The 26,249-nt window shown below is 69.9% G+C and carries 27 protein-coding genes; 9 read left to right on the forward strand and 18 right to left on the reverse strand.

Going from position 1 to position 26,249, the window contains the following annotated elements; translation table 11 throughout:
- Nucleotides 1-144: 144 nt before the first annotated feature.
- The 14 genes from ACHUEU_RS14900 to ACHUEU_RS14965 all read right to left on the reverse strand — a co-directional run bounded on the left by ACHUEU_RS14900 (nt 145) and on the right by ACHUEU_RS14965 (nt 12,222).
- Complete coding sequence (locus tag ACHUEU_RS14900) at nt 145-810, reverse strand: DNA-processing protein DprA (protein ID WP_394216901.1); 666 nt, start codon at nt 808-810, stop codon at nt 145-147.
- A 23-nt stretch (nt 811-833) separates the two neighbouring features.
- Nucleotides 834-980: a hypothetical protein gene (locus ACHUEU_RS14905; protein WP_281872677.1), complete on the reverse strand. Its 147-nt coding sequence runs from the start codon at nt 978-980 to the stop codon at nt 834-836.
- A gap of 408 nt (nt 981-1,388) precedes the next feature.
- Nucleotides 1,389-1,724: a hypothetical protein gene (locus tag ACHUEU_RS14910; RefSeq protein WP_191461003.1), complete on the reverse strand. Its 336-nt coding sequence runs from the start codon at nt 1,722-1,724 to the stop codon at nt 1,389-1,391.
- Nucleotides 1,725-2,292: 568 nt separating this feature from the next.
- Complete coding sequence (locus ACHUEU_RS14915) at nt 2,293-3,603, reverse strand: ParB/RepB/Spo0J family partition protein (RefSeq protein ID WP_394216902.1); 1,311 nt, start codon at nt 3,601-3,603, stop codon at nt 2,293-2,295.
- A 435-nt stretch (nt 3,604-4,038) separates the two neighbouring features.
- Nucleotides 4,039-4,461, reverse strand: coding sequence for a hypothetical protein (locus ACHUEU_RS14920; RefSeq protein WP_259815795.1), 423 nt, complete (start codon nt 4,459-4,461; stop codon nt 4,039-4,041).
- 576 nt (nt 4,462-5,037) lie between these two features.
- On the reverse strand, nt 5,038-5,961 hold the full coding sequence (locus ACHUEU_RS14925; protein ID WP_394216903.1) for a hypothetical protein: 924 nt from the start codon (nt 5,959-5,961) through the stop codon (nt 5,038-5,040).
- A gap of 463 nt (nt 5,962-6,424) precedes the next feature.
- Nucleotides 6,425-6,676: a hypothetical protein gene (locus ACHUEU_RS14930; protein WP_259813374.1), complete on the reverse strand. Its 252-nt coding sequence runs from the start codon at nt 6,674-6,676 to the stop codon at nt 6,425-6,427.
- Nucleotides 6,677-7,107: 431 nt separating this feature from the next.
- Nucleotides 7,108-7,251, reverse strand: a complete 144-nt coding sequence (locus ACHUEU_RS14935; protein ID WP_259813373.1) for a hypothetical protein — start codon at nt 7,249-7,251, stop codon at nt 7,108-7,110.
- A complete protein-coding gene (locus tag ACHUEU_RS14940) occupies nt 7,248-7,847 on the reverse strand; it encodes a hypothetical protein (RefSeq protein ID WP_394216904.1) in 600 nt (199 codons plus the stop codon). The genes ACHUEU_RS14935 and ACHUEU_RS14940 overlap by 4 nt, the downstream gene beginning before the upstream one ends.
- Entirely contained in the window at nt 7,847-8,617 is a 771-nt protein-coding gene (locus ACHUEU_RS14945; protein WP_010552413.1) for a ParA family protein, read from the reverse strand. The genes ACHUEU_RS14940 and ACHUEU_RS14945 overlap by 1 nt, the downstream gene beginning before the upstream one ends.
- A 155-nt stretch (nt 8,618-8,772) precedes the next feature.
- Complete coding sequence (locus ACHUEU_RS14950; RefSeq protein WP_191461127.1) at nt 8,773-9,339, reverse strand: hypothetical protein; 567 nt, start codon at nt 9,337-9,339, stop codon at nt 8,773-8,775.
- A gap of 111 nt (nt 9,340-9,450) precedes the next feature.
- Nucleotides 9,451-11,433 carry a hypothetical protein gene (locus ACHUEU_RS14955; RefSeq protein WP_394216905.1) on the reverse strand — a complete coding sequence of 661 codons (1,983 nt, stop codon included), beginning with the start codon at nt 11,431-11,433 and terminating at the stop codon, nt 9,451-9,453.
- A gap of 109 nt (nt 11,434-11,542) precedes the next feature.
- Nucleotides 11,543-11,791, reverse strand: a complete 249-nt coding sequence (locus ACHUEU_RS14960) for a hypothetical protein (RefSeq protein ID WP_259813369.1) — start codon at nt 11,789-11,791, stop codon at nt 11,543-11,545.
- A gap of 59 nt (nt 11,792-11,850) precedes the next feature.
- Nucleotides 11,851-12,222 (reverse strand): hypothetical protein, encoded by a 372-nt coding sequence (locus ACHUEU_RS14965; protein WP_259813368.1) that lies wholly within the window; start codon nt 12,220-12,222, stop codon nt 11,851-11,853.
- Nucleotides 12,223-12,623: 401 nt separating this feature from the next.
- Here ACHUEU_RS14965 and ACHUEU_RS14970 point away from each other — a divergent pair, with 401 nt between their 5' ends.
- Nucleotides 12,624-12,857 (forward strand): glutaredoxin domain-containing protein, encoded by a 234-nt coding sequence (locus tag ACHUEU_RS14970; RefSeq protein ID WP_010552472.1) that lies wholly within the window; start codon nt 12,624-12,626, stop codon nt 12,855-12,857.
- A gap of 102 nt (nt 12,858-12,959) precedes the next feature.
- Here the strand turns inward: ACHUEU_RS14970 and ACHUEU_RS14975 are convergent, their stop codons facing one another.
- The 4 genes from ACHUEU_RS14975 to ACHUEU_RS14990 are packed head-to-tail and all read right to left on the reverse strand — an operon-like array spanning nt 12,960 to nt 16,611.
- Nucleotides 12,960-14,651, reverse strand: a complete 1,692-nt coding sequence (locus ACHUEU_RS14975) for a nucleotide-binding protein (protein WP_394216906.1) — start codon at nt 14,649-14,651, stop codon at nt 12,960-12,962.
- Nucleotides 14,652-14,667: 16 nt separating this feature from the next.
- Nucleotides 14,668-15,210: a hypothetical protein gene (locus ACHUEU_RS14980; protein ID WP_394216907.1), complete on the reverse strand. Its 543-nt coding sequence runs from the start codon at nt 15,208-15,210 to the stop codon at nt 14,668-14,670.
- Nucleotides 15,207-16,358, reverse strand: a complete 1,152-nt coding sequence (locus ACHUEU_RS14985) for a C40 family peptidase (RefSeq protein WP_394216908.1) — start codon at nt 16,356-16,358, stop codon at nt 15,207-15,209. The genes ACHUEU_RS14980 and ACHUEU_RS14985 overlap by 4 nt, the downstream gene beginning before the upstream one ends.
- Before the next feature lie 7 nt (nt 16,359-16,365).
- Nucleotides 16,366-16,611: a hypothetical protein gene (locus ACHUEU_RS14990; RefSeq protein ID WP_394216909.1), complete on the reverse strand. Its 246-nt coding sequence runs from the start codon at nt 16,609-16,611 to the stop codon at nt 16,366-16,368.
- A 273-nt stretch (nt 16,612-16,884) separates the two neighbouring features.
- On the opposite strand from ACHUEU_RS14990, the gene ACHUEU_RS14995 reads away from it, so the two are divergent.
- The 8 genes from ACHUEU_RS14995 to ACHUEU_RS15030 all read left to right on the forward strand — a co-directional run bounded on the left by ACHUEU_RS14995 (nt 16,885) and on the right by ACHUEU_RS15030 (nt 26,240).
- Nucleotides 16,885-17,886, forward strand: a complete 1,002-nt coding sequence (locus ACHUEU_RS14995; RefSeq protein WP_394216910.1) for a MinD/ParA family ATP-binding protein — start codon at nt 16,885-16,887, stop codon at nt 17,884-17,886.
- 1 nt (nt 17,887) lies between these two features.
- Nucleotides 17,888-18,184, forward strand: coding sequence for a hypothetical protein (locus ACHUEU_RS15000; RefSeq protein ID WP_087483175.1), 297 nt, complete (start codon nt 17,888-17,890; stop codon nt 18,182-18,184).
- 71 nt (nt 18,185-18,255) lie between these two features.
- Complete coding sequence (locus ACHUEU_RS15005; RefSeq protein ID WP_394216911.1) at nt 18,256-18,954, forward strand: hypothetical protein; 699 nt, start codon at nt 18,256-18,258, stop codon at nt 18,952-18,954.
- A complete protein-coding gene (locus ACHUEU_RS15010) occupies nt 18,938-20,668 on the forward strand; it encodes a hypothetical protein (RefSeq protein ID WP_394216912.1) in 1,731 nt (576 codons plus the stop codon). The genes ACHUEU_RS15005 and ACHUEU_RS15010 overlap by 17 nt, the downstream gene beginning before the upstream one ends.
- A complete protein-coding gene (locus ACHUEU_RS15015; RefSeq protein WP_087483172.1) occupies nt 20,668-22,239 on the forward strand; it encodes an SCO6880 family protein in 1,572 nt (523 codons plus the stop codon). The genes ACHUEU_RS15010 and ACHUEU_RS15015 overlap by 1 nt, the downstream gene beginning before the upstream one ends.
- 67 nt (nt 22,240-22,306) lie before the next feature.
- Entirely contained in the window at nt 22,307-23,806 is a 1,500-nt protein-coding gene (locus ACHUEU_RS15020) for an ATP-binding protein (protein WP_394216913.1), read from the forward strand.
- Nucleotides 23,803-24,432: a hypothetical protein gene (locus ACHUEU_RS15025; RefSeq protein ID WP_010552458.1), complete on the forward strand. Its 630-nt coding sequence runs from the start codon at nt 23,803-23,805 to the stop codon at nt 24,430-24,432. Before ACHUEU_RS15020 ends, ACHUEU_RS15025 begins: the two co-directional genes overlap by 4 nt.
- On the forward strand, nt 24,432-26,240 hold the full coding sequence (locus tag ACHUEU_RS15030; RefSeq protein ID WP_394216914.1) for a type IV secretory system conjugative DNA transfer family protein: 1,809 nt from the start codon (nt 24,432-24,434) through the stop codon (nt 26,238-26,240). Before ACHUEU_RS15025 ends, ACHUEU_RS15030 begins: the two co-directional genes overlap by 1 nt.
- Nucleotides 26,241-26,249 lie beyond the last annotated feature (9 nt).

Here is a 26,249-nt window from a genome sequence, read left to right on the forward strand (position 1 = left end):
AGCGCCGAGTGCCGAGCGCCGAGCACTGATCGCAGAGTGCAACGTGCAGAGTGCCGGGGGCCGATGTCGCGGGCGGGGGGGGGGGGGGGGGGGGGGGGGGGGGGGGGCCGCCCCCCCCCCCCCCCCCCCCCCCCCCCCCGGTGGTCATGCGGCGTGATGGCGGTGGTTGAGGAGGTCGGAGTGTTCGCCTCGGTAGGGGTGGGTGGTGTTGTTGGCGGTGGCGATGAGGTCGGCGTCGGCGGGGTCCTCGGTCCAGAGTCGGGCACCCTCGCGCAGGAGACGGAGCGGGAATGCGCTCGCGGCGCTGGTGAGCGGTCCGGGGACGGCCCAGACGGAGGGGCAGGTGAGGGAAGCTCCGTAGGCGGTGCTGCGGTGCGCGCCCTCAACGAACAGGGCATGGTGGGCGATCGCGCCGCGGAGGGCGGCGGCGTCGAGGAGGTCCCAGCGGGTGGGGCCGGCGTCGGGGTCGGTGGCGACGGAGAGGAGGAGGCCTCCCTGGTCCTGCACGTGCTGGGCGAGGTGGGCGGTGCCGCGCGGGTAGGCGCGGTTCAGGCCTGCGGCCTGGACGAGGACGGTGCGGTCCGGGCGGGCGGCGCGGACGGCGGCGGAGTCGATGCCGTAGGCGGTGCTGGCAATGAGGATCGCTCCGCGCTGGGTGAGCATCTCGGTGGTGCTGGTGGCGATGGTCTCGCCGTAGGGGGTGCTGGCGCGGCTGCCGGTGATGAGGACGCGGCCGGGGGCGACGAGGAGGTCGAGGTTGCCGCGGGCGGTGACCTGGCGGCCGTGGATGGTGAGGGTCTGGTCGGTCATGGTGTGCTCCTTGGTGGTGTGGGTCAGCGGTTGCGGAGGGCGGCGAGGGCTTCGGCGAGCTCGGGGCAGTCGTCCCGGTGAGCGGTGAGGTCGCGGCCGCCGCCGTAGAACTCGCTGAGAGCGGGGATGTCGCGGTGGCAGCTGTGGCAGTAGGTGGTGTTCTCGTCCATGGGTGTCTCCTGCGGTGCGGTGGGTGGCCCGGTCGTTTTTTCCCCGTGCCCTGGTGCTTTTGAACGGGCCCCGGAGCGAGGGAGCGCACCCGGAGGGCCAGGTGGGCGAGAAGTTCCCGGCGAGATAAGCGCAGCGCGTCGGGAAGTTGTCGGGTGCCTGGACCCCGCGGAGCGGGGTTGTGCGGAGGAGCGCAGGGGTCATAGTGAGAAGCCCAGGACACGGGGAATGAGGGATGCGCCCCGCGACGGGTCGCGGGGCGTACGCAGGGACCGGCGGAGCCGGTCGCCGTCAGAGTGTCGCCGGGTGAGGCGATGCTCGAAGGCACGGAGTGCGGCGGAGAGGTGGAGTGCCCGGCGCAGCCGGGCGCCGTTGCGGTGAGGGACCCGGGCCCTGGGCCCGGGTCCTGGTCACCGGTCGGTGCGGTTGTAGACGTCGCCCTCGATGTACTCGAGGCTTTCGCCCGTGGCGGGGTGCTGCGCGGTCCAGTAGTAGGCGGCGTTGTACTCCGTGACCTCCCATCCGGCGATGGTGAGGGACCCCAGGAGCTCGCGGTCCATCCCGCCGTGGAAGAACCCCGAGTTGGGGTTGTTGCTGTCGAGAAGGCGGAGGACCTCGGCGCTGGTGGTGGGCGCGGCGGCCTCGATCTCGTCGAGTTGCCGGTGGATGCGGCCCCAGAACGGGTCCTGGCGCTGGCGGGCCTCCATCTCGAGGAGGCGCTCGTAGCTGCTGATCTCGGGGGTCATGGTGTGCTCCTTCGTCCTGCTGTTCGGGGGGTGCTGACAAGGAGCGGGGGATGCGCTGGTGGGGGTGGTGCACCCCTGAAAGGGTCGAGCCGGAGGCGAGAGCCCGGGCAGCCGGCGAGGACCCGAGAAGATCCCGGCGAAATAAGCGCAGCGCGTCGGGATCTTGTTGGGGACCGTCGGCCGAGCGGAGCGAGCCGGGTGTGCTCCTCCCCCGCCAGTGCGTCAAGATCCCCCGGTCCAGCACCCCAGGCATGGCGAAGGGCCAGGTCCCACCGGTCAGGCGGGCGGCACAGTCAGTGTCGACAGTGCACATGGTGCACGGAGTGCGCAGAGGGAGGGTCGGCCGGCCCGTCTACGGGTCGGCCGAGGCCGTTGCCGGCACCGTGGGTCGGCTGCGGAGTGCGGCGGCTCCGTCCGCCGGCGCCCGGCTGCTCTCCCGGCGCGCTTCGCGCCGGGAGAGGGGGGTGCTGCGCGCCGGGACGGCGTGGCCGTTGGCTCGGCGGGATGCCGCCGAGCGGGATGCCGCCGAGGGCGGTCCGCCCCGCGCGGGGCGGGGCGGACCGGAGGGTCACTGCTCGGCGCGGGCGTCGAGCAGGCTCTGTTCGAGGTCACAGGGGGTGTATCCCCAGGCGACGAGGGTGGCGAGGTAGTCGAGGTCGGTGCTGGCCATGTGTCGCCAGGTCTGCACGTCGGCGTAGGTGACCTCGATGCCCGCGAGGGCGATGGTGAGGGCGTAGATGCTGGCGCGTGCGCTGGTGGCCGGTGCGTTGTTCCTCCACCCCTCCCCCATCACCTCGGCGGTGATGCCCTTGCGGTCGTTCATGCCGTCGTAGACGCGGCTGGGGGCCTCGGCGAGGAGCCGTGCGAGAGTCACGGCGGCGTCCTTCGGAGCGCTCTTGCGCTGGGCGAAGGTGCGCAGCCAATCGCGGCGCACCTCGGTGGCCGCGCGCCACTCCTTGTTGCCTTCGATGACGCGGCGGCGCTCGGCCTTCTCGTCCTCGTCGAGGGGGCCGCTGGCCCCGGCGACGGCGAGGCGGTTCTCGTGCCCGTTGGCCTTCCAGTCGGTGCAGACCTCCTCCGTCTGGGCTTCGCCCGCCCACGTGGCGACGACGATGACGGCGCGGCCGGGGCAGGTCGCGTGCTGCTCCTCGTCGACGTCGAGGGCGCGGAGCGGGGCGGCGGCGCCTCGGCCGTCGTAGTAGTAGTCCCACGGGGCCTGGTCGAGGACGGTGGTGCCCTCGGCGGTCAGGCGGTCGACCTCGGCGGCGACGGCGCGGGCCGCCTCGCGCTGCTGGCGCAGGCGCGAGGCGGTGTGCTCGAAAGTGCCGCGCTCGACGGCCGCGACGAGGGAGGCGACGGCCTCCTCGTCGTCGTCGAACTCAGCGAGGACTGCGGCCTGCTCGATGGTGAGGCCGGCGGCGAGATAATCGCGGCCGGTCTGGCTCTGGCGCGCGGCGAGGCCCTGCTCGACGCTCTCCTTGCGGCTGTGGGTGCGCTTGGCGATCTGGGAGGCGGTGAGGCCGAGCAGGGACAACTGCTCGTAGCCGTCGGCGCGCTCGGCGTCGGTGAAGCCGGTGCGCTGGTCGTTCTCGAGCATCTGCGTGATGATCCGTCCGGCCTCGTCCGGGGTGTCGGCGAGGTAGACGGGGATGGTCTCGCGCTGGGCTTCGACGGCGGCGAGGGTGCGGCGCTGGCCCTGCAGGACGTGCACGGCTCCATCCTGGTCGCGGTAGCCGACGACGGGCTGCATGACGCCGTGGTCGCGGACCGAGGCGACGAAGTCCTTGTCGAGGCGGGCGTCGGTGCGGACGTTGGTGTCCAGCACGATGCTGGTGGGGTCGACGTGCACGAGCGTGCGCGTGGTGTCGGTGGTGGTCATGGTGTGCTCCTTTCGGCCAGTGGCCGGGATCGTTTTTCCCCGTCCTCCTGGTGCTTGTGAACGGGCCCCGGAGCCGTGGAGCGCACCCGGAGGGCGGTGGGGCCGAGAAGTTCCCGGCGAAGTAAGCGCAGCGCGTCGGGAAGTTCTCGGCCTCCGCCGACCCCGCGGAGCGGGGTTGCGTGCAGTGGCGGAGGGGTCATAGTGGAAAGCCCAGGAGGACGGGGAGTATGAAGGGCCGATCCGGGGCGGGCCCCGGATCGGTGAGGGCCGGCGGAGCCGGCGGCCGTCAGGGTGCTGCCCGCTGGGCAGTGCCCCGAACTGCACGGAGTGCATGGGTCGCACGGAGTGCGGTGTGGACACGGCACGAGCGCAGCGAGTTCCGATTGGGCGGCACGGACCGCCCGCACCGGGGTGGTGGGGCGGCCCGTGCGGTGGTCAGCTGCCGCAGGGGGTTCCGGCTGCTGCCTCGGCGTCGGCTGCCCAGGCGGCGGTCTCGTCGGCGTCGAGGGCCATACCGGTGCCGGGCGAGTTGTCGCTGAGGGTGCGTGCGGCCCGGGCGCAGAGGGAGGCGTAGCGCGCGAGGCGGGTGGCTCGGTGCGGGTCTGCGCTGTCGATCTGCTGCGCGGCGTCCCTTGCGCGGTGCGCGTAGTCGGAGGTCCAGCGCACGGTGCGGTGCAGGGTCTGGGTGGTGATGGAGTCGTGACCGACGTTCTCGAGGTAGTACGTCTCCCCTCCGCTTCGAACGGTGACGCGGGCGTAGCGATCTCCGCCGGGCTCGGCCATGGTCACTACCGCCCCGCGCAGGAAGTTGATGGAGCCGGTGTAGGTGCGGCGGGTGATGGTGAACTCGCGGGTCATGGTGTGCTCCTTGGTGGTGTGGGACAGGGATCGTTTTTTCCCCGTCCTCCTGGTGCTTGTGAACGGCGCCGCGATCGAGCGGAGCGCACCCGCAGGGCATCGGGGGCGAGAAGTTCTCGGCGATGAGAGGGAGCGTGCGACCGCGTCGAGAAGTTCTCGGGCTCGGATGACTCCGCGGCGCGGAGTTGCGTGGAGGGAGGAGCGCGCACAGTGGGAAGCCCAGGAGGACGGGAAATCGAAGAGCTCGAGCCGGGCGTGCCCGGCTCGAGCTGAGGGGCCGACGATGTCGGCCTCCATCAGTCGTCAGCGACAGCTGACGGCATGCAGTGCAGATGGTGCACGCAGTGCATTGGGTTGGGGGCGAGCGGATGCGAGTGCGTTGGGAGGGGCGGCCAGGGCTGTCCGCAGCGGCAGCTCGCAGGCGCGGAGCGTCTGCGCACAATGCTCGCAAGGCAGCCCGGGTCGCCCCTCCCCCTCGCGCGAAGCGCGCTCCCGTGCGCAGCACGGAAAGGCCCGCGCCCCGGAGGGCGCGGGCCGATGAGGGGCGGGCCGGAGGGCCCGCCCCGCCGGGCCATGTCAGCCCCTGAACCAGGCCGGGTAGTCCAGCTTGGTGACGACCTCGAACGCCGTGTTCGCGAGCGAGCACGAGCGATCGTGCAGCAGCGCCGTCTCAGCGGCGTGGAGCGAGGCCCGAGCCCGGGCCTCACTCCACAGCAGGAGGCTCGCGATCGCGTAGAGCATCGCGGCCGCCGACGAGTCGGTGGTGTGCGCGGCGACGTACTGCGCGAGGAGCGCCGCCCGGGTGAGCTTGCCGCCCTGCGGCCGGCTGCGGGAGCCGAGCAGCGCAGCGAGCACGTCCCTGTCGCCGCTCGCGTCGTCGAGCTCGGCGAAGCCGAGGCGGACGGCGGCGAGCAGGAGGCGATCCCGCGAGGTGTCGTCGGTGATCGCCGCGGCGATCTCGGCGACCAGCCTCACGTCGGGCCGTCGGCCGGTGACCACGGCGTGGATCCACGGCTCGAGGAGCGCAGCAGCGTCGACCTCGTCGGTCACGGGATCGACCGGCTCGAAGTCGCGTGAGCGGGTCGGCGCCCAGAGCTCGAGCTCGGTCGGCCGGCCGAGCTCGGCGGGGAGCGAGGCGCTCGCGGCAGCGAGCGTCGTGCGCCTCTCGCCCGGCAGCTCCATCAGGTAGTCGCCGGACGAGAGCACGATGGCCGCGAAGTGCAGGCCGGCGAGCCGCCGGAGCACCGTCTGTGCGTCGTGAGCGGCGGGCTCGATGCCGTGGTCGTGGACCACGGTGAGGACGATGTCCTCACCGGCGAGCGGGTGGAACGAGGCAGCCGAGAGCTCCTGCGGGTAGTCGGCGTCGGGGTCGACGCCGAACGTGGCGGACATACCGCCCGCGCCGATGCCGGCGAGGATGAACCCTCGCGGCAGCGGCTCGGCGAGAGAGGTCAGCGTGTATGCCGCGAACTGCACGGCGGTGAGCTCAGTGATGTCCATGGTGTGCTCCTTCGGGTTGGGCGCGAAAGCGCCTGGCGACCCCGCTGTTGCGGGACCTTCCCTTTGGGGACTCTGCAGCGGGGTGGGCTGCAACCCCGAAGAGCGGAGGGTTAGGGGCACTTTTTCGCCTGAGCTTGCGAAGGTAAAAAGTGCCTCTGACCTGGAGCGTGGGTTGCGGCTCGGGGACCCCCGCGGAGTAGAATGAGAGGTCCTGCAGCAGCAGCTAGGTGACCACGCTGGAAGCCAGAACGTGGCGGCCGTGCGGAGCGCAGCGGAGCCTTGGACGCCGCAAGGTTCGAGTCCGCGCAGCGGGGCCTCAGCAGACTGACAAGCACGGCGCGTGCGACAGTGGCGAAGCCGCTCGCGTCGTTCCGTGGAGCACGGAGTGCTCCAGAGGCAGCACGAGCTCTGCGAGTTCCGACTCGAAGAGACTCGGGGCTCCCTTGCGGGAGCCCCGAGCGGATCACTCTTCGAGGGATCCGAAGAGCGACTCCCAGCAGCTCGAGTGGATGCCCGAGATGAACTGCTCTCGGGTCGACTTGTCGAGCCGGGCCACGGCGTCCTGGATGGGAGTGCCGTCTTCGAGGGCGAGGACTTCGGTTTCGGTCAGGAGGATCGATCCGGTCTCGCCGCAGAAGCTGCAGGCGGGGGTCGCGATTACGAGGTGGCTGCCGTCGGTCCCGAGGACCCGGTCTGCGAGGTTGCGAGGGTACATCGTGTGCTCCTTGTTCGGCGTTACCCCTGTTCGGGGGTGCTGACAAGGAGCGGGGGATGCGCTGGTGGGGGTGGTGCACCCCGAAGGGTCGAGCCGGAGGCGAGAGCCCGGGCAGCCGGCGAGGACCCAAGAAGATCCCGGCGAAATAAGCGCAGCGCGTCGGGATCTTGTTGGGGACCGTCGGCCGAGCGGAGCGAGCCGGGTGTGCTCCTCCCCCGCCAGTGCGTCAAGATCCCCCGGTCCAGCACCCCAGGCAGTGACGTTCCGCAGCTTGGGGCGCTACCTCTGAGGTCGACCGGTCCGGGTGCTCATCGCGGCTGGCGCGGACGCTCTCACCCGCCCCGTTGGGGTCGCTGCTGACAGTGCGGCTAGTGCACACAGTGCACTCCCGTGGGCGAGTTGCCACAGCTCGACGCCGTGGACTGATGCCGTCAGCGCAGTTCCTCGGGGACCTCAGCGATGTCCAGGCGCACGGATGAGGTCGCCTCATCCGGCCGCTCAGGGTCGAGAAGGAGGAGCGAGAGCTCGTCCTCGACGAGGCTACGAAGCTCCCCCGCGGGGTCCGTCTCGCTCATCGGAGGTCCAGCCGAGGAAGGCGGGCCGGCGGCTCCGGGAGAGTGTCCAGGCCGGCACGGCGTGCGGCCTGGCGTGCCTGCCAGCGCAGCGCGTAGCTGTAGAACACGCTGCGGGAGCGATCGACGACGCCGGCGAGCCGGTCCTGACGCATGGCGTCCCCGACGGCGCCCGCGACGTCGTCGGGGACGAGGAGCTGCTGCGAGCGGTTCGCGCCGGCACCTGCGGGGCCGAGGCTCTCTCGAACGGCCTGGCGCTCTTCGACGGTGAGGGCGGCGAGCTCGCCGATTGCGCCGGCGGCCCACAGGCCGAAGCTTCCCGGCGAGCCGGGCCGGTGGTCGAAGTCGACGATGTACGCCGAGCGCACGTCGCGAAGATCGTCGGGCGTGAGGTAGACACTGCTGCGGCGGGTGGGCTCCTCGGAGGCCGGCGGCGCGGGGCTCACCGCTGCGGGGCGGTCTGCCGGAGCCGGTGCGGGCGGCTGGGGCGCGGGGGGCTGCTCCGCTCCCCCGTCCTCACGGGTCGACGTGTTGTCGACGGCGCCGGCGATCGCCTCCGCGTTGCGCTCGGAGAGGCTGCGTCGCTTGGGCTTGGCCATCAGTGGGCTCCCATCGTGAGGTTGAGCAGGTGATCGGTCGCGGCGCGGTAGTCGGCGGCGACCGCGCTGTCGGGGTCGTAGACGCTCACGCCCATGCCGGCGGTGTAGGCGTCGCGCACGGCGACGGCCTGCCGCACCGGCGGCGTGACGCGATCGCCGTAGCGCTGCGCGAGGAGCTCGAGGATCTCCCGATCGAGCAGGCGGCGGGAGTCGACCATGGCCGGGACGACAGCGCTGATCTGCAGGCCGGGGCGGATGCGGCGCGTCAAGCGCTCGGCGATCACGGCCTCGAGGCGGTCGAGCTGGTCGTAGGCCTCGGTGGCGGCCTGCAGGCTGACGATCACGTGGTCGGCGGCGGCGAGTCCCGCCATGGTCAGGGCGCCGACGTTCGGGGGCGTGTCGATGACGACGTGGTCCCACCGGTCCCCCACCGTCGGGAGCATGTCGCGCAGGCTGGTGACCAGATCCGGCGGCGGCTGCTCCTCAAGGGCGGTCAGGTCGTGGGCTCCGACGATCACGTCGACGCCCTGCGCAGTCGGCGCGGGCTCGGCCGCTTCCCGCAGGGTGGCGGAGGCATCCAGCACCTCGGCGGCGGTGGCCTCGATGGGCGTCTCCGGGGTGATCCCCAGGCGGGTGGACAGGTTGCCCTGCTGGTCGAGGTCGATGGCGAGGACTCGGAAGCCGCGGCGCGTCAGGGCGAGGGCGATCTCGGCTGCGGTGCTGGTCTTCGTGGACCCGCCCTTGGGTAGGGCGCAGGTGTAGACGGCCATGGGGCTCCTCTCGATGGAAACAGGTTATATCACTGTGTGCACTAGTGCGAACCGTGCAGGCGGTGCACAGCACGCACGGGCAGGTGGAGAGCGATGCACGCACCATCGACAGTGCAGGTAGTGTGCGTGCCGCGATTAGTGCATTCAAGGGATGACTAGTCCGCGATCTTGTACTGACGGGGCCGCTGCGCGGTGTAGTGGAGGCGCCGCGCCCACTGGTCGAGCTCGGGGACGATCTCGACGTCGGGCCGCACCAGGAGCGCGTTGGAGCCTGCGGTGCCGGCGGTCAGGATCGGACCGGGCACGCAGGCGATGCGTGGCGAGTGGGGAAGGGCGGAGTGCGCCTGCTCGATGACGAGCGCCGCGTCGGCGAGATGCGCGAGGAGGCTGCTGGTGGGTCCTTCGAGCACCAGGGCCCCGCTCGAGGCGAGCGTCTCGTGCCATGGGGTGACGCCGCGCCGGGCGATGACGACTGCGCGGTCGGGGGCGCTCAGGGTGAGCGCATCGAGCGCGGCGCCGGCGATGCCGGGGCCGTCGTGCAGCAGCACGCAGCTGTCGCTGTGCTCGACAACGGCCAGCGCAGCGTGCTCGGCGACGCGTGCACCGTGAGGGGTGGGGTCCAGAGATCCGAGGATGTGGACCAGCCGGGTCTCGAGAAGGTCGAGGCGGCCATAGGCGCGGACGGAGAGTCCATCGATCGCCAGGCGCGTGGGGATGGGCATGGGTCCTCCTGTCGAGGAAATACACTCTGTGCACTATCAGCACTCCGCACTCTAACTGCACTAGTGCATACAGTGCAAGTAGTGGCGCGAGTGCGTCTAGTGCAGGGGGTGTTAGCCCGCTTCCCGGGCCTGCCCCGGTGGCTCGTCGAGAGAGTCGAGGTACATCTGGGCGAGAGTCTCCTCGACCTCGGGGTCGGTCTCGTCGACATCGCGGACGACGCGGATCCAGGGTCGTTCGCGGCGGAGCTGCTCGAGCTTGGCCCAGTAGGCAGCTCGCTCGCGGCGGTGCTGGTGGATGCGGCGCACGCGGGCCTCGATGGCACCGAGCTGCTGCGCCAGGAGCTCGAGGCGGGCGTCGTCGGCGGCGAGCTCGTAGCCGTCGCGGTCGTTGCCGGTGATCAGCCCGTAGGCGAGGGCGGTGTCGCGGGCGTCGCGATAGGCGTCGGCGCTCAGGCCGGTGACCAGGGCGATGCGCGCGCGTGAGGTGGCGCCGCGCTCGACGGCCTCGAAGAGCAGCCCGGTGGCCTTGCCGAGCACCGTGAACACGGGGCGGACGGCCTGGGTCTTCCCGGGCCGCCAGCGCAGCTCCTCGACGAGGGAGGCGTGCCGGTCGGGGATGCGCAGCTCGTACTGATCGGCGTAGATCCCGCGGCCGCGGGCGACGAGGACCACCCACGGGTCGTCCTCGGCCGCGAGAGCGCGCAGGAGGGCGGCAGCACCGGTGCGGGAGTCACCGAGGGCTACGGAGTGCCAGCGAACTCCCATGGCGGTGACAGTGGATCCGACTGTGCTGGCGGCCTGGCCGAGGGCGCGCAGTGCCATCTGGTAGTCCCAGCCCTGAGCTCCGGGGTACTCGCCGGCGGCGTAGCGCTCCACGAGCGTGATCCATGCGCGGATCACGCCGTACGTGTCGTGCACCGAGGGGGAGTCCCCCCCGCCCCGGGTGTGTGTATTGGCGCTAGTGTCAGAGCTGACGGCAGTATCGTCCCTGGTCACGATGACTCGGCCGGCTTTCTGGCGTTCGCGGCGGGCGATCTCGGCGGCCGCGCGGGCGTACTCGTCGCGCAGGCGGTCGAGGCCCTTGTGCTCGAGCAGGGAGCGGAGGCCCGGCCACTGGGGCTCCTCGCCGAGCATGCGAGCGCGGACGTCGGTCTCGGTGAGGCCCGTGGCGATCGCGGACATGAGGACCGCGCGGCGGGCCTCGGAGGCGCTGGGGTAGCCGTGGGCTCGCCAGTCGCCGCGCTGGGCGAGGTCGGTGCACGTAGTGCTCATGTGGCGGCCGATGCCGCGCACGAGCACGGCGCGGATCTCCTCGTCGGTGATCGCGTCGGCGATCGGATCGGCGGAGCCGGCTTCACGCGCCCGTGTGCGGCGCTCTGCGCCGCGTTCACGGTCTTCCTCGAGGAGTGCGCGCAGCTCGTCCGCCAGGGCCGCACGGAGGCGCGTGAGGGCTCTGGCGGGGGAGTGGGGGCCGGCGGCGATCGCGCGCGCCGAGTCGGCGTCGTGCGCGAGCTCTCGGTGGCCGCCGCGCTTGTGGGCGCTGCCGGGGATGGTGATCAGCCCATCGCTGACGTTGCTCGTCGGCTTGAGGTCCAGGGTGGGGAGGCGCCGACCGAGGGCGAGCACGAGCGAGTGCGCCTCCTGGGCGCCGATGGGGTCCTCGAGCAGGACGTAGATGTGCGCGCCGCCGTGGGCCCGGTCCACGAGGTAGGAGAAGCCGCACTCGTCCAGGAGCGAGGTCGCCACGGCGAGGTCGTCCTCGACGGCGACGATCTGATCCCCGGTGCGGTCGTGAGCGTCAAAGTCCAGCGGGAGGAACCGGGTGCGGCCCTGGGCGTCGTAGACGTGGACCGCGACGGGCTGCGAGGGCGGAGCGTCGGTGAACCGCTCGACCCTTCGGCCGAGTCGTCGGGGGAAGGCGACGCTCGTGCTGCGCCGCTCTGCCAGGCGGATCAACGGCCGCTGGTTCAGCAGCTCGAGGCACAGCCGCCACGTGTCGGTGGGGGAGAGGGTGGCGTCGGAGGCGGCGCGAGACACACCAGTGGTGTCGTACTTGCCTACGACGACGCGACCCCCGTATCCTGGGGGCAACAAGTGAATGAACCTCCTTGATGGTTCGCCCCGGGTCGTCAGCGGTAACTGACTCCCGAAGACTTCTGAATCGCCCTCGCACCTGCGCCAACAGGTTCGGGGGCGAAGTCTTTTACGCGGTCCTCTTCGTATCCTCCTCGAACGTCATCCGAGGCTGATCAGCACCGGCCTCATAGGCGTCAGGGTCGATCTCCGAAGAGTGCTTGACCACCAGATCCGAGACGATCTGCCCCATGGGCTGCCCGGTGAGCTGCGACAGGCGGTCGATCTTGTCGGCCACCTCCACAGGGATGCGCGTTGCGATCTGGCGACGTTCCCCCAGGGAAGGTCGCCCCTGAGGACGCTTACGCGGTGTGGTCATGGAGGCCACACTACGGGGTTTGGCAGAAATGTGCACAGGGTTGAGGCGGCGTGTCGTGGTCATGATTCGTCTGCCCAGTGGTTGTGCGTGGCGATCGTGTCGACAGGGGTGCGGCCGCGGCGATAGCGGCGAGCGGCAAGCGCAAGAGCGAAGGCGAGCACGCCGAGGGCAAGTTGCGTGAGGTAGCGCGAAGAGTCACCTGAGTAGCCGGCTTCGGCGAGGGTCCAGCCGAGCAGGCACCATAGGACTCCGTTGGCGGCGATTGCTGCCCCGACGATGAGTGCCACGTGCGAGCGACGACCGAGCAGGACGAGGGCACACGCCGTCGCAACGACGAGGGCGTACAGCCACGGGCTGTAGAGGACGCCTTCGAAGGTCTCGAGGAATCTGGGGTCTGGGTCGCCCACGTAGGGGCCGGTGGGGTCGAGCACGGGTCATTCTCCTTCGGTGGGGGTAGCGCGCTGCCCGTCGTGTGCGTGGTGCTGGGGGTCCATGGTCAGTGCCTGTTCATGCCGCTGCGGCGGAGTGGGTGCCTGGGGGTCCGTGCGGTGATGGACGATCGCGGTGTGCGGGCTCCTGCCAGGGCTTGGGCGGTGAACAGACCACGCTGCCACCTCGGGCGGTTCCGCAACCCGGCTCGCTGCGCTCGGCCCGCGGCGGGCGAGAACTTCTCCGACGCGGTCGCAAGCTCCCTTATTTCGCCGGAGAACTTCTCTCCCTTGGGGCTGCCCGGGTCCTCCGCTGCGCTGCGGCCCTGTGGGTGCTCCACCGCCTGATCGAGGCGGCGTCTGTGTCCTGTCACCACCCGGACAGCCCAGGCAGGAGAGCCACCATGAACAGCGAGATCGTCACCATCTACACCCGTCCCGACTGTGGTCCGTGCACCGCGACGAAGCGGGCGCTGGCGAAGGCCGGCCTGGCCTTCGTGGAGGTGTCCCTCGAGGACGTGACCGACGAGCAGCGGGCCGCGTTCCAGGCGGCGGGCTTCATGCAGGCGCCGGTCGTGCTGACCCCAGGCGGAGACGCTTGGGCGGGGTTCCGGCCGGACCGGATCAAGCAGCAGTGAGGCTGAGGGGTCCGTCCCTTCGGGGGCAGGCCCCGGGCCTCGCCCGCGGCCGCGGGTCGTGGCCGCGGCCACGGTCGCCTCGGAGGAGATGTCCATCGTGGGTCAGTTCCTCTTGGCGAGGCCGTCGGCGATCGCGGCGGTGGCTTCCTGGAAGGCGGCGCGGGTGGAGGGCTGCAGGGCGTCGAAGTCGATCTCGTCGCCGCTGTCGAGGGAGGGGTCGAAGGGGATCGGGATGATGGCTCGCACGCGTTGCTCGAACTTGGCGGCGATTCCGGTGGCGTCGCCGCGGCGGGTGGCGGAGTCGTTGAGGAGGACGACGGCGCCCTCGACCAGGTCGCTGTGGCCGAGGCTCTCGAAGGAGTCGAGCATGGCCTCGGCAGCGTGGGCGCCGTCGGCGCCGGCGGAGACGGGGATGACGAGCTGGTCGGCGGCCTCGAGCGCGGCCTTGAAGTGGGAGACGCGGTGGTTGTTGCCGGTGTCGATGAGGATGAGGGAGTAGAACCGCCCGAGGATCTCGTGGACCTTCTCGAAGGCGTCTGCGTCGACGAGGTCCTGGCGGTCGCGGGACTCGTCGGAGGCGAGGACGGTGAAGAGGTTGTCGCCTTGGGAGCGGGTGAAGCGCGCGAGGGTGGCGCGCTTGCTGCCCTCGACGGTGGTGAAGTCGTCGGCGGCTTCCTCGAGGAGGTCGACGACGCTGCGAGCGGTGGGGGCCTTCTTCGCGCGGAAGCCGAGGTTGCCCTGGGTCTCGTTCGCGTCCCAGGCGATGACGTCGCCGCCGCGGATCCGGCCGGCGGTGGCACCGATGCCGTAGGTGACGGTGGTCTTGCCCTGCCCGCCCTTGTGGTTCGCGATGATGACCTTCTTGGGCTCCTCGAACGGGGTCTGGATGATGGCGCGCTCGGCGCGGTCCTTCTCGGCCGCGGCGCGATCGCGGATGGCGCGGCGGGTCTCCCGCGCTGCCTCTTCCTGGGCCAGCTGCTCGTCGGCGCGGCGCGCCTCCTCCTCCCGTGCGATCTCCTGACGCAGGCTCTCGCGGCGCTCGGCGAGCTCCTCGTCGGTGGGGGCGAGCTTGAGCCCGACACCGTTGAGGGTGCCTCGGAAGCCGTGCGTAGCGGGCTGCTGCGAGATGTCGGCCCAGCGAGGGTCGGCGTCGACGGCGTCGGCAGCGGCGGGCGGATCGACGACCGGGGCGTGTTGGCTCTCGTTCTGCTGGGTCGGGGCCGCGGAGGAGTGGACGTCGGACTGCACCTCGCGGATGGTGTGCAGCTCGTCGACGGCGGAGCTGTGATCGACGGCAGGGGAGGGGATCTGCGGTGCCGGAGCGGAGGGCCGTGGTGCTGCGGGAGGTTCGGTGGCGATCGCGCGGGGGCGCGTGGCCTCGAGGTCGTCCTGCGCTCCGGGGACCTCGCTGATGATGGGATCGTTGGCCGGCTGCTCCCAGGAGGGCGCGGGCTGACCCGTGACGGAGCGGGAGCGCGTCACGTCGAGGTCCGCCTGGGCGTCGGGAATCTCGACGGACGGCGCACTGACGGTGCTCGGCCGCGCGGCTGCAGCGTCGTCCTGGGGCCGAGGGGTGACGGCACCGTCGGTCCCGATGAGCAGGGGCCAGGAGCGTCCGTTCTCGGTGGCGATCGCGGGAACCGGTCGGCCGAGCTCGGCCGCGTGCTTTGCAATGTGCGCGGTGGCCTCCCGGCGCGCCTCGGCGGCCCCTGATGCGGCAATCGTCGTGGTCTCGCCGTCAACGATGACGGAACCGGTGCCGTCGCGGTTGATGGTGATCTGGGCGTCAGTCATCGCATTTCTCCTAGGGTCACTGCTCGGTGGTGGCGGGCTCGATGCCGCTGGTGAGCCATTGGTCGGTGGGCGTGGGACGGGTGACGGTGAGGGTGAGGTCGCCGGCGTTGGTGGGGATCGTGACGGTGGCGCTGGCCATCGTTGCGGCGACGATCTCGGGTTCGCCGGTGAGCTCGGTCTCGGCGACTCGGTAGCCCCACCAGCGGTCGCGGTACGAGTCCTGCGCGATCGGAGTCAGGGTCTCCATGAGCCGCTCCTGCCACTCACGCTGATCGAGAGTCGAACCCTGCACCCAGATCTCTGCGGTGACGGTCGCGGCGGCAGCCGCGCCCTCTCGTGCGTCCTGGTCGGCCTCCTCGTCGATGAGGCTGTCGTCCGGGATGTCGTCGGGGCCATCGCTGGTCGGGGAAGGTGTGCTGTAGGTCCAGTCCGGCTCGTCCGGGGTGGACTCGGTTGGCGCCGGCGGGGGCGTCGTCGGCGCCGGCTCGGAATGGGCGCACCCCGCGGCGAGCACGAGGAGCGCGGTGGCGGCGACGTGCGGGAGGCGTCGGCGGATCATGCGGCCTCCTCGGAGGTGCTGGGGAGACGGCGCACGTCGACGAAGCCTCGACCGTCCTCGACCTGGGCGTCGATCTCCTGCACGCCGGGCTCGGTGCCGCCGTTGTACCGGGTGGACTCGATCATCTTCCCGTCGCCGCTGTAGATCGCGACGTGGCTGATGGCATCGGGAGACCCGACGGTGCCGGTGCGGCCCTTTGCGTAGAAGATGAGGTCGCCGGGCTGGATCTGGTCGGGGGGAACGCTGGTTGAGGCGAGGCTGTCGAACTGGGCCTGGGCCGTGCGGCCGATCTCGTTGGAGTCGAGCCCGAAGGCGAAGAGCACGAAGCCGCTGCAGTCAATGCCGGTGTCAGGTCCGTGCTTGCCTCCACCGCCGAACTCGTAGGGCGTCCCGAGCAGGGTGCGGCCGCGTGCGATGGCCTCCGCGGCGTCTCCGGTGGCCTCGACGGCGGGGGCGGCGCAGGAGTCGCCGCCGGCGTCGCTAGCGCCCCCAGCGTCGCTGGTGCTGGCGCTGTCCACGTTGACGTTCGCGTTCGCCAGTCCCTCGAGGATTGCTTCCGCCTCGTCGAGGTGCTCGGCATAGGCGTCGGGATGGGCCGAGCGCTGCACGGCCTGAGCTGCTTCGGCAGGGGGCATGGACTCCCACCCGGAGATATCCGTCAGGCCAGGGATGTGGCCGTAGCCAGTGCCACCGCCCACCGAGCCGTAGTCGCCGGCACTCTCGGCCGTCACGCCGTTGTAGAACGCCGTCGCGGCGTAGGAGACATCGTTGACCTCTTCGAGGGAGCCGTACCAGCCATCCAGCTGTCGCTGCTGGAACACGCCGGCGTCGCCGTTCTCGTCGGGGCTGGCGGTGCTGGGGTTGTTACCGAGTTGACTCTCCTGTATCGCGGTGATCAGGGCGACGAGCTGTCCCTGCTTTCCGAATCCCAGCTCCTCGCCGACTTGGGCGATGACTGCGGCGTTGTGGAGCGCGTCGCCGCTGTAGCCGGCGATCTCCTCGGGTAGGCCGTCGACGTTGACGGTGACCGCTGCGCCACCTGGGAGGCATGCCGCTGTGACGTCCTGTTCGTCGAGCACAGCAGCGCCGACGACGGTCACGCCGAGGAGCATGACCCCCCCGACGCCGAGTGCGAGGACCTTCTTCACGCTGCCATCACCCCTGTGCGCTGAGGCCCTGGCGAGGGTCGAGCTGCGCGAAGACGAGCTCGCGGGGGATCAGGACGGTCGACTTCGGGGAGTCCGAGAGCGTCAGCGCTCCGGTGAGCTGCCCTTCCTTGATCCAGTTCAGGATCGTCAGCTTCGTCCATCCGGTGAACTCGGCGATGTCGGTGGCGTCCATCATCATCGGCCAGTCGCGGCGCATCGCCCGATCGAACTGAGGTTGTGCAAGTTTCCGCATGCTTGCATGCTACGGGAACATGCGAGACTATGGAAGCATGATGAGACGTAACCACAGGGGGCTACGGTGAACGACTGGCAGGGCGGGAGCTACGAGCGTCGTCAGAGCGCTGCCCATGAGCTTCTTCAACAGTCCGGGCACCTCCCTGGTGCGGCCACCCCCGCGGAGGCGGAGACGGCAGAGTCGCGGGAGGACCGAGCGGATGCGAAGAAGGGGCCCGCTTCCCCCTCGATTCCCCCGAATCGTTCAGATGCCACGCAGACTTCCACAGGCGTGAGTGAGCGCACAAATCAGCCGTCATACGCCGCCCTCGAGGTGGCCCCTTCCGGTGACCACCGACTGGTGGCGTCGGAGGGGTGGCGTCGCCGCCTCGCGCTGGCCACCCTCGGTCTGGTGAAGCTGCGTCCGGGCAAGGAGGAGCTGTCGCGGCTCGACGACGAGCGGGACGCGGGCCTGCAGCTCTCACGCCCCATGACGGTCGCGGTCGCGAACCACAAGGGCTCGGCCGGAAAGACTCCCGTGGTGGCGCTGCTCGCCGCGATCCTCGGTGAGCATCGCGGCGGCGGGGTTGTCGCCTGGGACAACAACGAGAACCAGGGCACGCTGGGGTTGCGCACCGCAGCAGGGCGGTTCCCCACCACGGCGGTCGACCTCCTGGACAGCGCGGAGCTCTTCGAGACGGGGCGTGGAGGGACGGGCGATCTGGGCCGGTTCCTGCGCCACCAGCAGGTGGGCAAGTTCGACGTGCTCGCCTCCGCGGAGGACTCCCGCAGTATGCGGATGATCGGCCACGACGAGTTCATGAGGCTGCACGCGATCCTCTCGCGCTTCTATCAGCTGATCGTGGTCGACACCGGCAACTCACTGCTGGCCCCGAACTGGACCGCGGCCGCTGATACCGCTGACGTGCTGGTGATCCCCCTGCGCTGGTCGTACGACCATGTTCGCTCCGCGCAGCAGATGATCGTGCAGCTGCACGAGATGGGCCGCGACGACCTGGTCCGCAACGCGGTCACGGTGATCTCTCACGTGCGCGGCGCCGCGGTTGATCGTGAGAACGCACCGAAGTGGCGGGAATGGTTCGAGGAGAACACCGCTGACGTGCTCGAGATCCCGTACGACTCGCACATCGACGCCGGCTCACGGCTGTCCTTCGATCGTCTCGCTGCCCCCACGCAGCGAGCATTCCTGCGTCTGGGAGCAACGGTCTCCCGGACGCTGGCGTCCATCGACAACCCCTACCTGACCGCATCACCCACCACGGAAGGAAACTGACATGAACCCGTTTGAGGGAGTGACTCCCAGCCTGGATATCTTCGGCGCGGAGGTGAACAGCCTCGTGGCCCTGGTCCTCGGCGGACTGTGGGCCCTCGCGTTCGTAGGGTGTGCGATCGGCGCGCTCATCGGCACAGGGAAGTGGGCCGTCGCGCGCCACTCCAACCGCAGCGAGGAGATGACCGAGGCTGCGGGGCAGCTCAAGGTCGCGCTCATCGCGTTCGGCGCCTGTGCGGCGCTGGGCATCATCTTCGCCGCCATCCTGTTCATCGTGGGCACCGTGCAGGGCGGTGAGTGATGTCTGAGCTCCGGGACGAGCAGCAGGACCGGCACCGGCTCCGCCGGGGGCCGGTCATCGCGGTGCTCTCGGTGGCCGTTCTGGTGCTGCTCACACTGTCGGGCGTGCTCGGGGCGCAGCTGCTGTTCTCCGACGACGAGGAGCCGCCAGCGGGCGGGGCGACGACGTCGTCCGCGCCCCCCTCGAGTCAGCCCGTGATTCGGGACGACCTCAAGGTCACGGTCGGGGAAGGCGGCTCGGCAGCTTCCGAGCATGATCCCTCCGTGCCCGTGGGGTACGAGCCGACCTGCAAGGGAGCGGTCGAGGCCGCAACCAACTATCTCGTCGGCCTCGACTACACGAAGGTCACTTCGGGGGAGCTGAGCCAAGAGGAGTATCTGGCCCTCACCGAGGAGCTCTCGACGGGCGACTACCAGGAGAGCTCGGTCAAGAGCACTCAGGAGATGCTCGACGAAGTCGGTGACAGCAAGAGCCCTCGCGGGTCGATTCGCCCCGACTGGGGCGGGTTCACGCTTATTGAGTGCACGGAGGGGGAGTCGGCCACCGTGCAGATCGTCCACGCCTACGACTATTGGGGCGAGGGCGAGTTCTACTACGCAACCTCCTCGACGACGCTGGCCTGGGCGGACGGCGATTGGAAGATCAGCGGGACAGGTCAGGCGGAAGCGCCGACCACGCTGCCCGAGGAGCCCGTGACAGAGCCGGACGATGAGGTGTCGACCCTGGTGGGGACGCACACCCAGTGGGAGAACTATGAAGACGCGGACTGAGCACCCGCGCCGCCTTCTGGTGGCCGTGCTGACTCTGTTCCTGGCAGTGATGATCGGTGGCGGACCCGCCCTCGCGGAGCCGTCAGCGGAGGAGGAAGAAGCGGCTCGTGCAGCAGGGAACACCGCGGGTGCGGAATTCGTGTGCGGGCTGTTGCCGACCGGCGGAGGGGACCTCAAGAACAAGTGCGTCGACTTGGCTGAGGGTGCGATTGCGAAGGCTCCGAGTTTTGAGGAGATCCAGCCTCAGATCATGTGCGCTGCGCTGGCGCCGCTTGGTCCTGTCCCGGTAGTCGGATGCGTCGGACTGGTGACAGCCAATGTTGGTGGTCTGAAAGATGCTGCACAGAAGGCCTACGACGCTACGATCGGTCAGGCCGAAGAGGTCATCGATACCGCCAAGAAGGCAAAGAAGTTCATCGACGATCCGCAGAGCGCGTTCGAGGACATCGTGAACATGCTCAAGGAAGGTGCGGTCGACTTCCTGAACAAGGTCATGGGCGAACTGGTGAACATCGGAAACGCCGATTTCAGCGCCGAGTGGTGGCGGAACGCTTACGCCGCTGCCGGGGGGATCGGGCTGTTCGTCGCGGCGGTCATGATGATCATGGTGCTCAAGGACGCGGCCCGTGACCGTATCTCTGCGCACCAGTTGGGCGAGAGCTTCCAGTACCTCATGGGCGGGATCATCTCGATGGTCTGGGCGCCGGTGCTGGCCTACGTCGTCCAGAACATGATCGCGGCGTTCAACCGGGGGATCATTGCCTGGGGTGGCGAGGATATCTACGAGACAGTGCTCGAGGGGGCGATCTTCTCGATCACCGCGAATCTGATGCCGGGCGGTGTGCTGATGGGCCTGGTGTTCTGGTTCATCCTGTTCATCGGCGCCGTCTTGGTGTTCGTGATGTTCATTGCGCAGGGCATGGCGGTCTACATGACGTCGGTGGGGATGGCGATCGCGTTCGGGATGCTTGCCCATCCGCGGTGGAGGTCGAAGGCGCTGCGCGTCCCCATGCTGGTCCTTGGGATCATGCTCGCCAAGCCGACGCTGCTGTTCGTGATCACGGTGCTGTTCATGATGATCCAGTCGTTCAAGCCGCTGAATCTGCTGGGGCAGGACGCGCTGCAGACCCTCGGTGAGGGCTGCATGATCATCCTGGCGCTTCTCGCGGTGGGGCTGGCTCCCTGGGTGGCGTTCAAGTTCATCCCGCTCCTCCCCGACGGCTCTGAGGTCGACGGCGGGGGATTCAACCCGGCGTCGGCAGCCGCCGGCGCAGCGGGCGGAATGATGATGACTATGGGCATGCGCCGCATGCAGGGCTCCGGGGGTGGAGGAGACAGCGGGTCCTCGTCAGGAGGCAAGAGTTCCTCCTCGATGGGATCGGCGCCGAGCGCGCCCGCACCGACTTCTGCCGGTGGAAAGGGTCCGTCGGCAACGAACGCGGCTTCGGCCGTTGGGGGGAGCGGCAAGGCCGGCGCGGCAAAGGCCGGCGCTGCGAAGGCCGGCGCCACGGGAGCTGCAGGGAAGGCCGGCGTGGCGGCGGGGGGCGCGGCCACGGGCGGCGCACTCATCCTGGCGGCCATGGCCGCCAAGGGCACGCAGACCGCCGCCGCAACCGCGAAGACGGCCGCAGAGAGCTCCGCGCCGGCTGCCCAGGGCCCGTCGCAGGAGGAGCAGCAGAGTTCGATGCATGATCGACGGAAGTGGAGCGAGTGATGGCCGTGACGCATGTGCAGCTCGGTGGCGAGCTGCAGGGCCGCTCGATCTTCGGGAGCAGCCGCAACCGCCTCGAGCGGATCGGTATGTGGTCGACCCTGGCAGTGCTGGTGGTCGCGCAGCTGATGGTGATGCGCTGGTCCTGGACCGTCCTGCTGGGCGCTGTTCTGCTGGCCACGACCGTGTTTGTGTGGTCACCGAGGCCGAGCTTCGGCCACAAGTCCGTGGTCGGGATGCTCGCGATCCCCCTGCGTCGACGCTGGAACCGCCGGATGAAGACGCTGGACACGGTCGGGGGAGAGGCGGCCGAGGCCGCTGAGGGGAATGTCCCTCACCTGCCGGCTGCCGTCGGGACGTTGCGTGGCTTCGAGATCGAGCTGTGGCCGGGGGCAGAGCATCCTGGACGTGTGGCTGTGCTTCGTCAGCGGATCCACGACCAGACCCAGTTCACGATGGTGCTCGAGTTCCGAGCACAGCAGTCTGGTGTTGTCGACGGGCTTGAGGGGCTACGGAACCACGCGGGGTGGGCGAAGTTCCAGGCCGTGATGGCGCGTCAAGGTTCGCTGGCGAGGCATCTGCAGCCGGTGGCGCGGATCGTGCCGTTCGACCCGGCAGATCACGTGCAATGGCTCATCGATGCGCTGCCGGACAACGCACCGGAGATCCTCGTGCGTTCGTACGCCGAGCTCGTGGACGGAGTGATCAGCGAGCAGGAGCAGAACCGCACCTGGTTGACGATCGGTGTGCCGGCGAGTCGCGAGTTCTACGCGGCGGCCGATCGCGTGGTCCTCCCGGACGACATGAACGAGGCCAGTGACCGGGAGCGGGCCGATGCCCGCACGGCCGTGGTCCTGGCCACCGAGCTGCGGCGGATCATCTCCGCGGGCCGCGCCAACGGGTTCTCGTTCCGGGAGCTCGACGAGCGACGGCTCGCCGCGGTGACGCGCAGCCTGCAGGATCCCGATCAGCCGTTGGATCGCCTCGAGGGCGCTGACCGGTTTTCGATGTGGCTGCCGTGGATCGGCTCGGAGTCCTCCCGGTACCTGGTGATCGAGGGGAGCCAGAAGCGGTGGTACACCCGCACGGCCGTGGTGCCGCGCGACGGGTTCGCGGCGGGAGAACTGCCGGTCGACATGCTGGTGCCGCTCCTGACGGGCGTGAACCCGGCAGTGGTACGCACCGTGAGTACCCACGTGACGGTGGTGCCGGCGACGACCGCCCGCGCCGAGGCCCGGGACGACCTGACGATGGACCGCTCGGCGGTGCAGCAGAAGGCCAAGGAGGTCTCGGACGGGACGAGCGAGGCCCAGCTGACAGCGTCGCAGCGACGGCTGCAAGACCTGCAGCCGGGATCGGGCGTCCACGGGGCGGAGTGGGCACTGGCCGTGACGATCCAGGCTCCCGACCTCGAGGAGCTCGAGCGGGCGGTCAACGCGATCGAGGAGGCCGCTGCCGAGTCGCACATCTCGAACCTCGACTGGCAGGACCACGCGCACCACCTGGCGATGCCGCTGACGCTGCCGCTGGCTACCGGAGTGCGCCGGCGTAAGAAGAAGTGGCTGCCGACGTGATCGCCAGCGCAGCGAGCCCACAGGCCCCCGCCGCCACTTGCGAGCGGCATAGACGAGGAGAGCACCGATGAAGGTGAAGCAGCGGAAGAAGCGAAAGGGCGGCACCCCGCCCTCCTCTGCAGAGACGAAGCCTCCCGAGCCGTGGCTGCAGGAGGCTCGCCGGAAGGGGTGGCTCGACTTCCTGGGAGCCTATGACCAGCAGGTCACCATGCTGCGGTCGACGACGTCGCAGACCTCGGCGCTGCATCTCGCAGTGGCCGGGGCGCCGACGTCATCGTTCGGCCTCTACGCCGGAGACGACCTGATCACCGGCTGGCCGGTCTTCCACGATCCGATCGAGGGCTACCGGTCCAAGGTCATCGGCTCGCCGAACTGCGTCTCGATCGGCGATGTCGGCTACGGCAAGTCCTCGTTCTCCAAGACCTGGGTCACGATGCGCAACCTCATGCTGGGACGACGCGTCGTGATCGTGGACAAGAAGATGCAGTCGGCCGGAGATGAAGACTCCGAGCACGAGGGCGAGTACGCCTCACTGGCCCGCGCCCTCGGCGTGGAGCCCATCCGCTTCACCGGCGAAGAGGGCGGGCTGAGGATCAACCCGCTGGACCCGGTGATCACGGGATCCGACCGACTCACGGCGAACCACACCGACCTGCTCAAGGCGATCCTCGAAGAGGTGATCGGCGAGGTCCTCAGCGCGGACGAGCGCAAGGCCCTGCGGGTCGCGCGGGACGCCGCGGTCACGCGGGCGCGGGAGCGCGGCGCGGTCGCGACGATCCACGACGTCACCAGGTACCTCCTGGAACCGGACGAGGAGATCGTCGAGGCGCAGCTGGGACGCTACGGAGTCGACGACTACGCAACCTGGGGTCGTCGCGTCGGGTTCGCGCTCGAGGAGTGCATCGAAGGCGAGCTCGCCGGGCTGATCGACGGGGAGACCAGTGAGGAGATCCGTGTCCACGCGGGGCTGACGGTCTTCGATATCTCGGCGCTTCCCGACAGCGGCCCGGCGGTGCCGGTGGTCATGGCGATCATCAACACGTGGCTGCGGGCCACCCTCCTGCGGCAGAAGTCGGCGGTCCCGACGTTCTTCGTGATCGAGGAGGGTTGGCACCTGGTGGACGGGTCCTTCGCCAAGGTGTCCCAGCAGAACACGAAGAAGTCTCGCGGACTCGCCCTGTCGACCGTGACCAACTACCAGCATCTCTCCGATGTGCCGGCGAACTCGCCGGCCATCGCCACGATCAAGGAGGCCGGCACCATCGCGATGTTCCGCCAGGCACGCCGAGAGGACGCCGAGGCGTGCCAACGACTGTTCGGCATGCCCCCGTCGTCGATCGACCTGCTGATGAACCTCGAGCAGGGCTGCTGCCTGCTGAAGATCGGCAACAAGCCCGCCGTGCTCATGCGCGCGTCGCGCTCGAGCATTGAGGCGCAGCTGGCTGACACCGACGGCGCGCTGCTGTCGCAGGCGCGCGTCGGGCTGCAGGGCGACGACTTCACCGCCGGGGAACAGGACGACGCCGAGGATCTCGCCCTGGCGGGTGCGGGGAGTGATGTCGCATGAGCGCCGCCGAAGTTGTGCCCTCGACCCGAATCCCGACGGTCACCTCGACCTACCTTGATCCGACCTCCGAGTCGGGTCGCACCCCGCTGTACATCGCGCGGCGCGGCCGCCTGGATGGGGTGATGCTGCGCCTGGACGTGTGGGAGCAGCTCCGGGACGAGGCGACGCGCTCACTGGACCTGCGTGAGCGCGACGAGCTGCAGGACCGCCTGAGTGCCGGCGTGCTGCTCGAGGGGTCTCTGGGGGAGGTCGCAGCGCCTCTACGGCCCCCGGCCGTCCTGGCGTCGCTGCCGATTCGCTACGTCGCGCACGCCGCCTCGGACATCCTCACGGCCTCGCGCCGAACGGAGAACCCCCGGAACCTCGCCGGCTTCCTGGCGCACTGGACACGCGGCTACCTGCGCGGCTCGGCGGTCACCGACCCCGACCGCCCGGGCCCCGTGATCGAGCGAGAAGTGGCGCCTGCCTACCACGACGACCAGGTGCCGTTCCGGATCGTCTGGGCGCGGGCGGGGGAACACCGCGAGCACCGCACGCTGCTGGCGGTGCGCCCGCTCGAGGGCGTGCTCGCCCGGGCGTGGACGTTCCCGCCCCCGATGGATGCCACCACCGAAGGAGATGCCTGATGGCTCAGCGAGGTCGCTACGACAAGACCCCCTCGACGCTCCTGCTGCTGATCGCCGACTACTGGTGGGCGTTCCTGCTGATCCTCGTCGCCGGCCTGCTGGGGGTGTGGCACACCGCAGTGGTGCTGTCCACGCCCGCGGAGTGGGGCGACTTCGAGGTGAGCATGACCGGACTCGTGGGCGTGGTCCGTGGGCAGGGCCTGGCAGAGGTCCCCGGCGGCGGCACCTGGACCTACGTGCTCTTAGGCCTCCTCCTCGCGCTGATCGCCGTCGTGATCGTGGCCGTCTCGGCACTGCTGACGAAATGGCGGCTGCGCGCACCGGGCAAGGGCATGGCCACGAAGGCTGAGGTGAAGAGCGCGCTCGGCCGCGAAGCGATCCTCTCCGAGGACCGTGACGGCCGGCTGTGGCCCGCCAACTCGAAGGTCCCCGCGAAGGAGCGGACGTTCTGCGTGGGTACCGCGTCCTTCGCGCGCGGTGCCGTCGAGGCGCATCTCGGCCAGGAGCAGCATCTCGGGGTCGTTGCGCCGACCGGGGGCGGCAAGACGTTCCGCGTCCTGAGCCGGGCAGCGCTGAACGCGCCCGGTGCGCTCGTGGTGACGTCGACGAAGGCGGATCTGCTGGATGTGATCGCCGAACCCCGTGCGAAGAAGGGCAAGGTGTGGGTGTTCGACCTGCTGAACCTCGTGTCCTGGCCCGAGTCGATGCGGTGGAACATCCTGCGCGGCTGCGAGGACACGGTCGTGGCTCGAGCTCGCGCGGGACAGCTGGTCAAGGGAGGCAAGAAGGACTCCCACACAGCCGGCGGTGGCGACTCCAACTCCGAGTTCTTCCTCGGCCGTGCCCGGACGGTCCTGCAGTCGTACCTGCACGCGGCCGCGCTGGGCGGCCACTCGATCGACGACGTGCTGAAGTGGGCGGCTGAGCTCGAGACCGACGACACCGCGCTGAAGATCCTCGACAAGCACCCGGGCGCCGACCCGTTGCTCGCACGCCGCCTGCGCTCGGCGGTCACCGGCGCGTCGGACACCGTCTCCTCGATCCGCCAGACGCTCGACGACGCTCTCGACGCTCTCTCGCTGCAGAAGATCAACCAGCAGTTCGTCGAGGACGAGCAGATCCCCACCTTCGATCCCGACGAGTTCGTGCGGTCGACCGACACGCTGGCGATCATCGCGGACGACAACGACCCCACCGACGTGACCACGCTGGTCGCGGTGCTGGTGGACTCGGTGTTCCAGGCGGCCAAGACGGCGGCCCGGCACACGGAGTCGGGCCGGCTGAGCCCCCCGCTGCGCGCGGTGCTCGATGAGGTCGCGAACATCTGCCCGCTGCCCGATTTCCCCAAGATGCTCTCGGATCTGCGCGGCTACGGGGTCCAGATCATCTACGGCCTGCAGGGACGTGCGCAGACTCGGAAGACCTGGGGCCCCGAAGGCTCCCAGATGATCGTTGATAACTCCTTCGCTCAGCTGATCCTCGGAGGGATCAAGGACGCCGAGCAGCTCGAGGATCTCTCCAAGCTCACCGGCATGGTCGAGGTGAAGGGCCTCTCCACGCAGGTCCGCGACCACGGCATGTCCCGGGGCAACCAGACGGTGAGTGATCAGGAGAAGCGGATCCTGCGTCCTGAGGAGATCGGGCGGCTCGAGGTGGGGGAGGGGATGCTCCTGACCGGAGTCGTTCCCGCCGTCGTGATCAGCTTGCCCGGCTGGACGCAGCTGCCCGACGGCGACGAGCTCAAGAAGTCCGCCCAGCGCACCGCGAAGTCCCGCGTCGCTGCGGGACAACGCCGCGCTGCGGCATGAGGAGGAGAC

The organism is Brachybacterium vulturis, assembly GCF_043641765.1.
Taxonomy (GTDB): Bacteria; Actinomycetota; Actinomycetes; order Actinomycetales; family Dermabacteraceae; genus Brachybacterium; species Brachybacterium vulturis_A.